Source organism: Pseudomonas sp. WS 5146, from assembly GCF_012985495.1.
Classification (GTDB): domain Bacteria; phylum Pseudomonadota; class Gammaproteobacteria; order Pseudomonadales; family Pseudomonadaceae; genus Aquipseudomonas; species Aquipseudomonas edaphica.
Genome location: NZ_JAAQWL010000008.1, coordinates 90,306 through 104,907 on the forward strand (window position 1 = coordinate 90,306; position 14,602 = coordinate 104,907).

Consider the following 14,602-nt stretch of genomic DNA (forward strand, 5'->3'; position numbering starts at 1 on the left):
CATCGATTATAGGCACACACCCTGTGGGAGCGGGCTTGCCCGCGATGGGGGGCGTGTCAGTTACACATCCGTGGGCGATGTATTGCTATCGCGGGCAAGCCCGCTCCCACACAAAGCCAATTCCTACAGAAGTGGTCAAAAACAAATCGTGTACCATTTTTATATTTATCTGGAACAATCCAATAGTTTTTTGAGAACATCCGATTCTCCGCTGTGACCGTACGACCAAAATGAGTCGCTAAACGACGTATTTAGTCTAATTTTCACAACCGCAAGTCATCATGTAGTATGCCCAACCGTGCACTACATAATGAAAATCTGAAACAGCGCATAAGCTCCGCAGAGTGAGGCAAGCAATGACTGAACACGTTCAAGTCGGTGGCCTGCAGGTCGCCAAAGTCCTGTTCGACTTCGTGAACAACGAAGCCATTCCCGGCACCGGCATCACTGCCGACCAGTTCTGGGCCGGCGCCGACAAGGTCATCCACGACCTGGCACCGAAGAACAAAGCCCTACTCGCCAAACGCGATGATTTCCAGGCGCGGATCGACACCTGGCACCAGACCCACGCAGGCAAAGCCCACGACCCAGTGGCCTACAAAGCCTTCCTGCAAGATATCGGCTACCTGCTGCCAGAAGCTGCAGATTTCCAGGCCTCGACCCAAAATGTCGATGACGAAATTGCCCGCATGGCCGGCCCGCAGCTGGTGGTGCCGGTCATGAATGCCCGCTTCGCCCTCAACGCCTCCAATGCACGCTGGGGCTCGCTGTACGACGCGCTGTATGGCACCGATGCCATCAGCGAAGCCGACGGCGCCGAGAAGGGCAAGGGTTACAACAAAGTGCGTGGCGACAAGGTAATTGCCTTCGCCCGTGCTTTCCTCGACGAAGCCGCGCCGCTCACCGCCGGCAGCCACGTCGATTCCACCGGTTACAAGATGGTGGATGGCAAGCTCATCGTCAGCCTCAAGGGCGGCAGCAACAGTGGCCTGCGCGACGACGCACAACTGATCGGTTTCCAGGGCCCTGCGGCCGAGCCGATTGCGATCCTGCTTAAACACAACGGCCTGCACTTCGAAATCCAGATCGACGCCAGCACCCCGGTCGGCCAGACCGACGCCGCCGGCGTCAAAGACGTGCTGATGGAAGCCGCGCTGACCACCATCATGGACTGCGAAGACTCCGTCGCCGCCGTGGATGCCGATGACAAAGTGGTGATCTACCGCAACTGGCTCGGCCTGATGAAAGGCGACCTGGCCGAAGAAGTGGCCAAGGGCGGCAAGACCTTCACCCGCACCATGAACGCCGACCGCGTCTACACCGGCGTGGATGGCCAGGACGTGACCCTGCACGGCCGTTCGCTGCTGTTCGTGCGTAACGTTGGCCACTTGATGACCATCGACGCGATCCTGGATAAAGACGGCAACGAAGTACCGGAAGGTATCCTCGACGGCCTGCTCACCAGCCTGGCGGCGATCCACAGCCTCAACGGCAACAGCAGCCGCAAGAACAGCCGCACCGGTTCCGTCTATATCGTAAAACCGAAGATGCACGGCCCCGAAGAAGCAGCGTTTACCAATGAGCTGTTCGGCCGCATCGAAGACGTGTTGAACCTGCCGCGTAATACGCTGAAAGTCGGGATCATGGACGAGGAGCGCCGCACCACGGTCAACCTCAAGGCCTGCATCAAGGCGGCCAGCGAGCGCGTGGTGTTTATCAACACTGGCTTCCTCGACCGCACCGGCGATGAAATCCACACCTCCATGGAAGCTGGCGCGATGGTGCGCAAGGCCGCCATGAAGGCGGAAAAATGGATCGGTGCCTACGAAAACTGGAACGTCGATATCGGCTTGAGCACCGGCCTGCAAGGTCGTGCACAGATCGGTAAAGGCATGTGGGCCATGCCCGACCTGATGGCGGCGATGCTCGAACAGAAAATCGCTCACCCACTGGCCGGCGCCAACACCGCCTGGGTGCCATCGCCGACGGCGGCTGCGCTGCATGCGCTGCACTACCACAAGGTTGATGTGTTCGCCCGCCAGACCGAACTGGCCAAGCGCGAGCGCGCTTCGGTAGACGATATCCTGACCATTCCTCTGGCCAGCAACACCGATTGGTCTGACGAAGAAATCCGCAACGAACTGGATAACAACGCCCAGGGCATCCTCGGCTATGTGGTCCGTTGGATCGACCAGGGCGTCGGCTGCTCGAAAGTGCCGGACATCAACGATGTGGGCCTGATGGAAGACCGCGCCACCCTGCGCATCTCCAGCCAGCACATCGCCAACTGGTTGCGCCACGGCATCGTCAACGAAGCCCAAGTGATGGAAAGCCTCAAGCGCATGGCGCCGGTGGTGGACCGTCAGAATGCCGGGGATGCGCTGTATCGCCCGCTGGCACCGGATTTCGACAGCAACATCGCGTTCCAGGCGGCGGTGGAGTTGGTGATTGAAGGGACTAAGCAGCCGAATGGGTATACGGAGCCGGTGTTGCATCGTCGGCGTCGTGAGTTCAAGGCTAAAAACGGCCTGTAAATAAAAAAAGCCCTGATCGCAAGATCAGGGCTTTACTGTTTTAGCCATTGCACTTCATGCAATGAGTTAAACGATGGGACTGCCGTTCGAAAAAACATAACTGTCTGACATCTATCTTCATCAAGGCTCATTAATCAATCGTCACAATGAGCCCCCTCTCGCGCACTTACAAAGTGCTGTCTATCGCAGTAAAACCGCAGATACCCGCATTCCAAAAAACCTGGAATATTTACAGAACAACTCAATCAATTACAAATCATCATTCCACTCAGCAGTGCCTACAACTTTATAGTCGACCCCACCCTTATCTGCAAACATCCCATTCAGCTCATACAACCGTTTGCTCGCGGAGTGGGTGACAGTTTCCTTCAAAGTACCGCTCATAAAAAAATATTTATTGCTAATACCGTCCTTCAAGGTCCAAATAAATTTTTCATCCTTGCTTTCAAATTTATAAGTAGCGACCCCATCCTCAGTTTGAGGCTTAAAAAGCACAGAGAAGGTATCAACCCCCCGATAGCTGTAGAGCCCGGAGTCTTCGCCCGCAATTTCAACTTTAACATCGTGAGAATCAAAACTTTTATAAACGCTGCCTTTCTTGGTGATTTCCAGCTTCATAAAATTGGCAGTGGTGTAACTTCCATTTGTGCTCATGACTGGCCTCTGTTCTCTAGTAAGTTGAGGCGGTGATTCCGACCGCCCTCAAACCAAGTGAACAGCGATGCTCACACCACCGCTACTGTCAAAGTTGACAGTTCTTACAGAAGTCCGACCAGCGGTAGCTACTGCGCCATCCCCAATTCCCGCTTGACCATCTTCGCCAACTTCACGCTATCGATCGGTTTGAGCAAAAAATCCACCACGCTCAAATGCATCGCATCAATCACATCCGGCGCTTCCGCGTCCCCCGACATGATGATGATCGGCAACGCCGCCCGGGTTGACTCGCGCACTTTGCGAATCAATTGCAGGCCGTTGCTCGGCGCCATGCGCAAATCGGTGATCAGCAAACCGATGGAACTGCTGGAGCTCAACAAATCCCACGCTGTCTCGCCGCTGTCGGCGGTCATGCAGCGAATGCCGTCCAGACCCAGGATCTCCGCAAGCAATTCACGAGCGTCCTTGTCGTCGTCGACAATCAACACCCGCTGTGGCGGCAAATCGGGTTCCAGCATTACGGCGCTCAGCGCCTCGCGCTCGGCATCACTCAAAATATCGTGGTCGGACATACGTTTCTCAGCAGTTCTATTCAATCTCCCAGCACACTCGTCAGACATCTGCGGAAGGGCGAACAATGTGCACTTCGTCGGAAAGTTTGCCTAGTGGGCGTTCTACGGGGTTTGGACGATAGTCATGTAAGGTTTTTCCCTAGTCGTGAATGGTTTTGCCCAGACCTAGACTTACGTCCAATGGGCACCCGCCGCGCGGGAGTCGACCATGCAGGACGATAACGACAAAAAAACTGCGGTCACTGTTATGAGTAAAGCTGATGCTTTCACGCACGCGGGAAAAACCGCCGTGTTGCAGAACATCCACGGCACCCTGCAATTCCTGCAACGCTTCCCACCGTTCAACCAGATGGAAAACGCCCACCTGGCGTTCTTGGTCGAACAGTGCCAGCTGCGTTTCTACGGCCCCGGCGACAGCATTCTCAAACCGTCCGGCGGGCCGGTGGAGCACTTCTATATCGTCAAGCAGGGCCGCGTAGTCGGCGAGCGGCCGGACTCGACGCAAGCCACCTTCGAGATCACCACCGGCGAGTGCTTCCCTCTTGCCGCGTTGCTGGGTGAGCGTGCGACACGCACCGAGCACAAAGCCGCCGAAGACACCTTCTGCCTGCAACTGAACAAGCCGGCGTTTATCAAGCTGTTCGCCCTTTCCAGCCCGTTTCGCGATTTTGCCCTGCGCGGAGTCAGCAGCCTGTTGGATCAGGTCAACCAGCAGGTGCAGCAAAAGGCCGTGGAAACCCTCGGCACCCAGTATTCGCTGAACACCCGCCTGGGTGAATTGGCCATGCGCCACCCGGTCACCTGCAGCCCGACCACGCAGCTGCGCGAAGCGGTGACGCTGATGCATGAGCAACAAGTGGGCAGCATCGTGATCGTCGACGAGCACAAGGCGCCGCTGGGGATTTTCACCTTGCGCGACCTGCGCCAGGTGGTCGCCGATGGCACCGGCGATTTCAATCAAGCCATCGCCGGCCATATGACCCAGGCGCCGTTCTTTTTAAGCCCGGACCACAGCGCCTTCGACGCCGCCATCGCCATGACCGAGCGACACATCGCCCATGTGTGCCTGGTAAAAGACCAGCGCCTGTGTGGCGTGGTGTCCGAGCGCGACCTGTTTTCCCTGCAACGGGTCGACCTGGTGCACCTGGCCCGCACCATCCGCAACGCGCCCCGGGTGGAAAACCTGGTGGTGATTCGCGGCGAGATCGGTCAACTGGTGGAACGCATGCTGGCCCATGGTGCGTCGTCCACCCAGATCACCCACATCATTACCCTGCTCAACGACCACACCGTGTGCCGAGTGATCGAGCTGACTCTGGCCGAGAAAGGTGACCCTGACGTGCCCTTCAGCTGGCTGTGTTTCGGCAGCGAAGGGCGCCGCGAGCAAACACTGTTTACCGACCAGGACAACGGCATCCTGTTTGAAGCCAAGGACGCCGCCGAAGCCGCCGAGATCCGCGGCCGGCTGCTGCCCCTGGCGCAGCAGATCAACCAAAGCCTGGCGTTGTGCGGCTTCAGCCTGTGCAAGGGCAATATCATGGCCGGCAACCCCGAGCTGTGCCTGTCACGGGCCGAATGGGCGCGACGCTTCGGTGCATTTATTCGCGAGGCCACGCCGGAGAACCTGCTCGGGTCGAGCATCTATTTCGATATGCGCGTGGTGTGGGGTGACGAGCGCGGTTGCGAGCAACTGCGCCAGGGCATTCTGGATCAGGTGGCCGATAACCGCTTATTCCAACGCATGCTGGCCGAGAACGCCTTGCGTCAGCGCCCGCCGGTCGGGCGTTTCCGCGACTTTGTGCTGACGCGCAAAGGCGCCGAAAAGGCCACGCTCGACCTCAAGGTGCAGGGCCTTACGCCCTTTGTCGATGGCGCGCGCCTGTTGGCCCTGGCCAACGGTATCCACGCCAACAATACCTTGGAGCGCCTGCGCCAACTGGTGGTCAAGGAGGTCATTGAGCCGCTGGATGGCGCCGCCTATGAGGAGGCCTATCACTTTATCCAGCAAACCCGCATGCAGCAGCATCAGCTGCAAACCCGTGAGAACCTGCCGTACTCCAACCGCGTCGACCCCGACAGCCTCAACCACCTGGACCGGCGCATCCTGCGTGAATCCCTGCGCCAGGCCCAACGCCTGCAAAGCAGCCTGACGCTGCGGTATCAGCTGTGAGCCTGTTCAGTTGGCTGCGCAAGAACAAGCCCGGGCTCGACGCGGCTCAGCAGCAGCGACTGGCACAATTGCCCAAGCCCGCATTGCTGGGCGACGGGTCGTTACGCAGCCAACGTTGGGTGGTGGTCGACCTGGAAACCAGCGGCCTGAACCTCAACCGCGACCAAGTGCTGTCCATCGGCGCGGTGGTGATCGAGGATGGCGCGGTGGATTTTTCACAGATGTTCGAACGCACCCTGCAACAGCCCAACACCAAGCTCAGCCCCAGCGTGCTGATCCATGGCCTCGGCCCCAGTGCAATTGCCGCCGGCAGCGACCCGGCGCAAGCCTTGCTGGATTTTATGGCCTTTGTCGGCGACAGCCCGTTGCTGGCGTTCCATGCGCCGTTCGACCAACACATGCTGTGCCGGGCGCTTAAGAGCAGCCTGGGCTATCGGCTGGCCCATCCGTTCCTCGATGTAGCCGACATCGCCCCGCTGCTGTGCCCCGACGCGAATATTCGCGAGGCCGGGCTCGACGACTGGATCAACCACTTCAAGCTGCACGTGGGCGAACGCCATCACGCCAGTGCCGATGCGTTGGCCACGGCAGAGCTGATGCTCATCCTGTTCAGCCGTGCGCGCCAACAGGGAATCGACAGCCCACAGGTGCTGCAAGAGCGCTTGAGCCAATGGACACGTCGCAAACAAGCGCCCTCTTTCTAGGGGACGCTGAGCGTCCCAGGAGGCATTACCACGCAGAGCGTGGGAACGATCGCCCGACAGACGCCAATTGCGCCCACTCCCTGCCTCTGACACAATCGCGAATAATTCTCGTTAGTTTAAACCCCTTGTTTATTCGGTGATGCCTTGTCGTCGGTCCAAACCCCACACAGTGAGCTTGTTGGCGCGTTGTATCGCGACCATCGTGGCTGGCTGTTGGCGTGGCTGCGACGCAATGTGGCCTGCCCGAGCCGCGCCGAAGACTTGAGCCAGGACACCTTCATACGCCTGCTGGGCCGGGACGAGCTGCGCGAACCGCGCGAGCCACGTGCGTTTCTGGTGGCCATCGCCAAAGGCTTGCTGTTCGACTACTTCCGCCGCGCGGCGCTGGAGCAGGCGTACCTCAGCGAGCTGATGCTGATCCCGGAAAGCGAACACCCCTCGCCCGAAGCACAGCAACTGATCCTCGAAGACCTCAAGGCCATCGACCGCCTGCTCGGCAAGCTGTCGAGCAAGGCCCGCGCTGCCTTCCTCTATAACCGCCTCGACGGCCTGGGCCACGCCGAAATCGCCCAGCGCCTGGGTGTGTCGGTGCCACGTGTGCGCCAGTACCTGGCCCAAGGCATTCGCCAGTGCTACATCGCACTGTATGGCGAGCCGCTGTGACAGGCTCCAAACCGGTCACGGCCCGTGTGCTGGATGCGGCGATTGCCTGGCAACTCTCGCTGGGCTCAGGCGACGGCAGCCTGGTTGCACAGGAAGAGTTCGCCAAATGGCTGGCCAGTGATGAAGAACACGCACGCGCCTGGCGTCAGCTGGGCATGCTCGACCAGCGCTTCAGCGTAGCTTCTGGCCCGGCGCGGGCGGCGCTGTTGCAGTCACGCCAAGGCATTCGCCAGCGCGTGCGCAAGTTGGGCGGCGGTTTGGCCAGCATCGCGCTGGTGATCGGCCTGGCGCTGTTTACCGGTGAGCGTTACGTGCCGATCCACTATTGGCTGGCCGACCAGCGCACAGCGACCGGCGAGCAACGCACGCTTAAGCTGGCCGACGGCACGCTGATCAACCTCAACACCCACAGCGCCATTGACGTGCGCTTCGATGAAAAACGCCGGCTGATCGTGTTGCAGGAAGGCGAAATCCTGGTCGAAACCGGCCACAACGATGCCCGACCGTTCTATGTGAAAACCCGTGATGGCAGCCTGCGAGCCCTGGGTACGCGGTTTATCGTCAAGCGCGAAGACGACGCCACGCGCCTGAGCGTGCTGCAGTCTGCCGTGGCCGCCCAGCCTGAGGCGCTGCATCAGGAGCAGATTTTCAAGCAAGGCCAGCAAGTGCTGATGCGCAGCGACGGCCTCGGCCCTGCGCGGGTGGTCGAGCCCGCCGCAGACGCCTGGACACGCGGCATGCTGGTGGTCGACAACGCGCGCCTGGGCGATGTGGTTGCCGAGCTGAGTCGTTACCGCACCGGCTACCTGGGCGTGGATAAAACCGTGGCCGACCTGCGCATCACCGGCAGCTTCCCGCTGCACAACACCACCCTGGCGCTGAATGCCCTGCTGCCGACCTTGCCGGTGCAGATCGAGCAGCACACGCCGTGGTGGGTGACCGTGAAGGCTAAGCCTTAGGTTTTTCAGTGCCTGGCCGATCGCCTTCGCAGGCAAGCCAGCTCCCAACTTTGGAATTGTGAACACCGTTAAAGGTGGGAGCTGGCTTGCCTGCGATGAGGCCCTCAAAGCCACCTCAAAAAAATATTTTCACCCAGCCCTATCACTTTCTGATTCTCATCCGGCACCTAGGCAATTGAGAAATATTTTCATTCAGGAGCCGCCCCATGTCCCGCACGCTAGACACCTTGTTGCGCCCCAGCCTGTTAGCCATGGCCATTGCCCTCAGCGCCCCGCTGACGAGCACCGCGCTGATCGCCGCCGAACAGGCTAGCAACGTGCGCGCCTACAACCTGCCGGCTGCGCCATTGGCGAGCACCCTGAACCAGATCGCCAGCCAGTCGGGCCTGGCGCTGACGCTGAACCCTTCGCTGGCAGCGGGCAAGACCTCAGCACCGGTCAAAGGCCAATTCGATGCCCAGGGCGCGTTGCGCGAGGCGTTGCGTGGCACCGGGTTGCAATTGGAGCAAAGCAGTGCCGGGACGTTTACGCTGGTGCCTGTCCCGGAAGGTGTCGTGGCGTTGCCAGAGACCAGCATCATTGCCCAGGGCAGCGATGAAAGCGCTTGGGGGCCAATCGACGGCTACCTGGCCAAGCGCACCGCCGCCGGCACCAAGACCGACACCGCGCTGGTCGAAGCCCCGCGCTCGATCTCCGTCGCCACCCGTGAGCAGATGCAGGACCGCAACGTCCAGAACCTGGATGACGCGGTTAAATACATGCCCGGCATCGTGTCCGCCAGCTACGGCAGCGACACCCGCTATGACTGGATGCGCGTGCGCGGCTTCGAACCCACGCAATTCCTCGACGGACTGCCACTGCCACGCGGCGTGTACGCCAACCCCAAAGCCGAAACCTGGAACCTCGACCGCCTCGCCCTGCTGCGTGGCCCGGCCTCGTCGGTCTACGGCCAAACGCCGCCGGGCGGCCTGCTGGACATGGTCAGCCGCCGTCCCAGCGCAGAACAAAGCAGCGCCATCCAGGTGCAATACGGCAGTGACAACTACCGCCAGATCAACTTCGCCAGCACCGGCAAGATCGATGATGAAGGGCAGTTTCTGTATGGCCTCAGTGGCGTGGTGCGCGATGCCGGCACTCAGATCGATCACATCGACAACAAGCGCTACAACATTGCGCCCAGCCTGACCTGGAATATCGACCCGGATACCAAGCTGACTTTCCTGTCGCAGTTCACCCGTGACGATACCGGTGCCACCAGCCAGTTTTTGCCGATTGTTGGCACCAAAATCGACTCTCCACTGGGCAAAGTCTCCCACCACAAAAACCTGGGCGACCCGGATTACGAGTACTACGACCGCACCTACTACGCGTTGGGCTATGCCTTCGAGCATCGTTTCAACGATACCTGGCAGTTCAAGCAGAATCTGCGCTACACCAAGTCGGAGTTGTCATTCCAGCAATTGACAGTCGGCGCCTATGCCTACTATCCGGTTGACGCTGCCGGCAATATCGACCGCACCTCCACCAACGTTGACGAGAACATTGGCCAATTCGCGGTCGACAACAACTTCCAGGCCGACTTCGCTACCAGTGACGTCACCCACACCTTGCTGCTGGGCCTGGACCACCAGCGCACCGATACCTCATACCTGTCGATCTACGATAGCGCGGGGCGCGTGAACATCTTCAACCCTGTCAACACCACGCCGGTCGTGCGTCCGGCCCGCTCCACCGCGTACTACGACTACAACCAGAAAACCGTGCAGACCGGCCTCTATGCACAAGACCAGATGGCTTTGGACAAATGGCGCCTGACCGTGGGCGGGCGTGAGGACTGGGTGCATCAAGGCACAACCTACTTCAATAAGAACGATGTGACCAATACCGACCGTAGCAAGAACTTCAGTGGCAATGCAGCACTGAGCTATGTGTTCGACTCAGGCTTTGTGCCCTACCTGTCCTACGCCGAGTCATTCCAACCAGCCAGCAACGCCAGCGTCGACCCACTCCAGTCGTACAAGCCCACCGAAGGCAAGCAATGGGAACTGGGTATCAAATACCAACCGCCCGGCTCCAACACCTTGCTGAGTGCGGCAGTGTATGACCTGACCCAGAAAAACGTGCTCGTCACCAGCACCGGCGCAGGCGGCCAGTCGGTCACCGACCAGACCGGTGAAGTCAAAGTCAAAGGCCTGGAGCTGGAAGCGGTGTCTGACGTGACCGAAAACCTTAAGGTGATCGCCGCGTACACCCTGGCCAAATCCGAAGTGCAAAAAGGCAACTTCGAAGGCAACCGCCTGCAGTTGATGCCCAACCAGCAAGCCTCGCTGTGGACTGACTACACCTGGCACAACGGCGTGCTCGATGGTTTTGGCATTGGCTTTGGCGCCCGCTACACCGGCAACACCTACGGTGACCAAGGCAACACGTGGCTGGGCAAGTCCAACGCCTACACCGTGTTCGACGGCGCCGTGCATTACGACCTTGGCCGGCTTGATAACAGCCTCAAAGGCGCCTCGGTGAAACTCAACGCCACCAACCTGTTCAACAAGGACTACATCTCCACGTGTGACGGGTCCTACTGCTACTACGGCGACCAACGCAGCGTCGTCGCCAGCGCCACCTATCAGTGGTAATCGGCTGAGTTAACAACCGGGCCGCCCCTGTGGGCGGCTTCGGTGTGTCTGAAGGCTAGAAAATGAAAAGCAAAACCATCCGCCGCTGGTCCTTCATCCACACCTGGACCAGCCTGATCTGCACGGTATTCCTGCTGCTGCTCGCCCTCACCGGCCTGCCGTTGGTGTTTCACCACGAGATCGACCACCTGCTGGGCAACGAGCCGGAACTGGCACAGATGACCGCCGACACGCCGCAGCTGAACCTTGAGCAGTTGGTGGCCAAAGCCCAGGCTCATCGCCCCGGCGAGGCCATGCAGTACCTGGCGTGGGACGAAGACGACAAAAACGGTGTGATCGCGATCATGGCTGCCACGGCCGGCACCGAGCCCAACTCGTCCCACACCTTCATGCTGGATGCGCGCACCGGTGAGACCGTGGAAACCCCGGCGGCCAATGGCGGGTTGACCCTGTTCCTGCTGCGCTTGCACGTGGATATGTTCGCCGGGCTGCCAGGCAAGTTGCTGCTGGCGTTCATGGGCATTCTGTTTGTGGTGGCAATTGTCTCGGGTACGGTGCTGTACCTGCCGTTTATGCGCCGGTTGAAGTTCGCCACCGTGCGTAAAGACAAATCCACCCGTCTGCGCTGGCTCGACCTGCACAACCTGATCGGCGTGGTCACGCTGACCTGGGCGCTGGTGGTGGGCGTCACCGGCGTGATCAGCGCCTGCGCCGATTTGATCATCGCCGCCTGGCGCCAGGACAGCCTCAGCGCCATGATCGAGCCGTACAAAAACGCGCCGCCGCTGACCCAACGCGCACCGGCCACCGAACTGCTGAGCATCGCCGCCAAGGCCGCGCCCGGCATGGAGCCGGACTTTATCGCCTTCCCCGGTACGCGCTTTTCCAGCGAACACCACTACGCGGTGTTCATGAAGGGCAGCACGCATCTGACCTCACACCTGCTCACGCCGGTGCTGATCGACGCCAGCACCCTGGCCGTCACCGCCATCGCCGAACGGCCGTGGTACATGGACGCCATGGGCATGTCCCAGCCGCTGCACTTTGGCGACTATGGCGGCCTGCCGATGAAGATCCTCTGGGCGGTGCTGGATGTACTGACCATCATCGTGTTGGGCAGCGGTGTTTACCTGTGGATTGTGCGGCGCAAGGCGGCCAAGTCATGAAGCCGCGCCAATCGAGTTTCTGGAAGGTGTTTGGCATTCCGCTGGGGATTGGCCTGCTCAGCGCTGCCGGGTTGTTTGCGGCGCTGTTGGGTGACGGGCTGTGGGATTCGTTGAGTTGGGTGGGGCTGGGTGTTCCTGCTGCCATTGGGGCTTGGGCCTTGCTTAAGCGGCGTGGCTGAAGGCCTCATCGCAGGCAAGCCAGCTCCCACAGGTTGATGTGTGTACGCAGTCAAGTGTGGGAGCTGGCTTGTCGAGTCGTCGCACCGCTGCGATAGGGCCTTCAAAAACAACCACAATCCTACTAGGCTAGCCCTGCCATTTCCGAGGAATGCCCATGTCCGCGCCCAGCATGACCTTGTTTCACAACCCCGCTTCACCCTTTGTTCGCAAAGTCCGCGTGCTGCTGATCGAGACTGGCCAACTGGACCGCGTGGCCCTGCATGGCTGCATGCCGACGCCGGTCAACCCCGACGCACAGGTGGTGCAGGACAACCCCGTTGGCAAGATCCCGGCCCTGCGCCTGGCCGATGGCTCGGTGCTGCACGACAGCCGGGTGATCCTCGATTACTTCGACCACCAGCACGTCGGCAACCCGCTGATCCCGCGTGACGGCTCGGCCCGCTGGCGCCGCCTCACCCTCGCCTCGATGGCCGACGGCATCATGGATGCCGCCGTGCTGGTGCGTTACGAGACCGCCATGCGCCCGGCAGAAAAACACTGGGACCAATGGCTGGAGGAGCAGCGCAACAAGATCCACCGCACCCTCGCCGAGCTGGAAAGCGATGCGATTGCCGAACTGGCCAGCCACTTCGACATCGCCGCCATCAGCGTGGCCTGCGCCCTGGGTTACCTGGACTTTCGCCACCCCGACCTGCAATGGCGCGCCAGCAACCCCAAGCTTGCCGACTGGTATGCCGGGGTCAGCCAACGGCCTTCGATGCTTGAGACCCAGCCACCGGTGTGACATTCACACCCATCCAGTGTGGGAGCGGGCTTGCCCGCGATGGCGGCATGTCATTCAGCACATTGGTTTCTGACCCACCGCATTCGCGGGCAAGCCCGCTCCCACATTGAAGAGTGGTGTTGCTGAGGAAGGTGGCAATCCCGGCCACCAATTGCGCGCGCACCTGCTGATCTTCACGCAACCCAATCATTGCGCCACCTCCCGACCTTTGCGCTTGCCCACGCCATACCAATCCAGTTTGCGCGTCAGCACCATCACCGTACCCAGCAGCCCGAACAGCAGCAGCGAGCCCATCAGCAGCGCGTAATCTTCAGCGCTCAGCAGCCCGTACAACAAGCCATACAACGCCGCCAACCCCGCCGAAAAGCCCAGGCCATGCACAACACTGCGCAGCACATGGCACACATAAAAGCCGATCAACAATACACAGGCACTCGCCGAGATCAGGTAGGCCAACGCAAAGCCCAGGTGTTCGGACAACGACAACAGCAGCAGGTAAAAGAACGCCAACGCGAAGCCCACCAACGCGTACTGAATCGGGTGTACCGCGAGGTTCTTCAGTACTTCGAAGAGGAAGAAACCGGCAAACGTCAGGGCGATAAACAGCAGCGCGTATTTGATCGCGCGGTCGCTCTTGAGGTACTGGTCCACCGGGTCGATGAAGTTCACGCCAAAGCTGCGGTTGGTGAAGTCTTCACAGCCCTGGCGGTCCAGGCAGGTTTGCAGGGCTTGTTCGAGGTTGGTGGAGAAAAACGAAGTCTGCCAATTGGCGCTGAAGCCCTTGTCAGTGACCTCTCGCTGCGCCGGCAGGAAGTTGCCGATAAAACTGGGGTGCGGCCAGTTGGACGCGAGTGACACCTGGCTGGTCTTGCCCACCGGCACCACTTGCAACTGTTCGGTGCCCTGCAGGCGCAGGTCAAAAGCGAAGTCCACCACGCTCGGTTGTTTGCTGTCCTGCGCGGGCAGCGTCACATGCACGCCCTCGCCCAACCAGTCCACTTGCGAGCCTGGCGAGAACGCCAGGCGCTGGCTGCCCAGCTCAAGCTTCAGGGCGTTTTCGATGCCACGAATATCGCTGATACCCACCGCCAGAAACGCAGGCTCAAAACGGTAATCGGCAAAGTTTTCTGTAATGCCCAACTGCGCTGGCAACTCGAAACGCCCACTGATGCGGTTGTCTGCATGGAACAGTCGCGCCTGGTAGATGCCACGCGATCGCAGTTCGGTTTGCACCTTGCCGTCGAGTTCAAAGCGGTCCGGCAAAAAATACAGGCGGCCGCGCTCTTCACGGGTTTCCTCGTAGCGTTTGTTGAGCTTTTCATTGAGTTTCCACTCGCGCACGGTCTTGCGATAGGGCACTACCATGACCGGGCCGGTAATGCGTTGGCTGTAGCTGGAGCTGCGGGCGATGTCCATCAATACGCCGTCGCGCAGTTGCTGGCGGTCGCTGATGATGCCGTTGATCATCAGCAGTGGAATCAGCAACAGCAGCATCAGCAGCGCAATGGCGCCAAGTTTGAACAGCAGGCTTCGGTTCATGGGGCTCTCCCTGTTTTGATGGGGCAGAGCGTGAACCG

At 60.1% G+C, this 14,602-nt stretch carries 12 protein-coding genes; 9 read left to right on the forward strand and 3 right to left on the reverse strand.

Going from position 1 to position 14,602, the window contains the following annotated elements; genetic code table 11:
• Nucleotides 1-356: 356 nt before the first annotated feature.
• Nucleotides 357-2,534, forward strand: coding sequence for a malate synthase G (locus tag HBO41_RS20315; RefSeq protein WP_138450363.1), 2,178 nt, complete (start codon nt 357-359; stop codon nt 2,532-2,534).
• Nucleotides 2,535-2,783: 249 nt separating this feature from the next.
• Here HBO41_RS20315 and HBO41_RS20320 read toward each other — a convergent pair whose 3' ends face one another.
• Together HBO41_RS20320 and HBO41_RS20325 are read right to left on the reverse strand one after the other, a co-directional pair.
• Nucleotides 2,784-3,188 carry a hypothetical protein gene (locus HBO41_RS20320; RefSeq protein ID WP_169987503.1) on the reverse strand — a complete coding sequence of 135 codons (405 nt, stop codon included), beginning with the start codon at nt 3,186-3,188 and terminating at the stop codon, nt 2,784-2,786.
• A 128-nt stretch (nt 3,189-3,316) separates the two neighbouring features.
• A complete protein-coding gene (locus HBO41_RS20325) occupies nt 3,317-3,763 on the reverse strand; it encodes a response regulator (RefSeq protein ID WP_017138015.1) in 447 nt (148 codons plus the stop codon).
• Nucleotides 3,764-4,010: 247 nt separating this feature from the next.
• Here HBO41_RS20325 and HBO41_RS20330 point away from each other — a divergent pair, with 247 nt between their 5' ends.
• The 8 genes from HBO41_RS20330 to HBO41_RS20365 all read left to right on the forward strand — a co-directional run bounded on the left by HBO41_RS20330 (nt 4,011) and on the right by HBO41_RS20365 (nt 13,025).
• Nucleotides 4,011-5,933 (forward strand): putative nucleotidyltransferase substrate binding domain-containing protein, encoded by a 1,923-nt coding sequence (locus HBO41_RS20330; RefSeq protein WP_169987505.1) that lies wholly within the window; start codon nt 4,011-4,013, stop codon nt 5,931-5,933.
• Nucleotides 5,930-6,637, forward strand: a complete 708-nt coding sequence (locus HBO41_RS20335; RefSeq protein ID WP_099550399.1) for a PolC-type DNA polymerase III — start codon at nt 5,930-5,932, stop codon at nt 6,635-6,637. Before HBO41_RS20330 ends, HBO41_RS20335 begins: the two co-directional genes overlap by 4 nt.
• A gap of 144 nt (nt 6,638-6,781) precedes the next feature.
• The gene (locus tag HBO41_RS20340) at nt 6,782-7,300 is read left to right on the forward strand and encodes an RNA polymerase sigma factor (RefSeq protein WP_017138011.1); all 519 of its coding nucleotides are present in this window, start codon (nt 6,782-6,784) and stop codon (nt 7,298-7,300) included.
• Nucleotides 7,297-8,259: a FecR family protein gene (locus tag HBO41_RS20345; protein WP_169987507.1), complete on the forward strand. Its 963-nt coding sequence runs from the start codon at nt 7,297-7,299 to the stop codon at nt 8,257-8,259. Before HBO41_RS20340 ends, HBO41_RS20345 begins: the two co-directional genes overlap by 4 nt.
• Before the next feature lie 206 nt (nt 8,260-8,465).
• Nucleotides 8,466-10,895, forward strand: coding sequence for a TonB-dependent siderophore receptor (locus HBO41_RS20350; RefSeq protein ID WP_169987509.1), 2,430 nt, complete (start codon nt 8,466-8,468; stop codon nt 10,893-10,895).
• 62 nt (nt 10,896-10,957) lie between these two features.
• Nucleotides 10,958-12,061, forward strand: a complete 1,104-nt coding sequence (locus HBO41_RS20355) for a PepSY domain-containing protein (protein ID WP_169987511.1) — start codon at nt 10,958-10,960, stop codon at nt 12,059-12,061.
• The gene (locus HBO41_RS20360; RefSeq protein ID WP_017138007.1) at nt 12,058-12,240 is read left to right on the forward strand and encodes a hypothetical protein; all 183 of its coding nucleotides are present in this window, start codon (nt 12,058-12,060) and stop codon (nt 12,238-12,240) included. The genes HBO41_RS20355 and HBO41_RS20360 overlap by 4 nt, the downstream gene beginning before the upstream one ends.
• Before the next feature lie 155 nt (nt 12,241-12,395).
• Nucleotides 12,396-13,025, forward strand: coding sequence for a glutathione S-transferase (locus HBO41_RS20365; RefSeq protein ID WP_169987513.1), 630 nt, complete (start codon nt 12,396-12,398; stop codon nt 13,023-13,025).
• Between the two features lie 186 nt (nt 13,026-13,211).
• On the opposite strand, the gene creD is transcribed toward HBO41_RS20365, so the two are convergent.
• Complete coding sequence (gene creD, locus HBO41_RS20370) at nt 13,212-14,564, reverse strand: cell envelope integrity protein CreD (RefSeq protein WP_099550394.1); 1,353 nt, start codon at nt 14,562-14,564, stop codon at nt 13,212-13,214.
• Nucleotides 14,565-14,602: the final 38 nt, after the last annotated feature.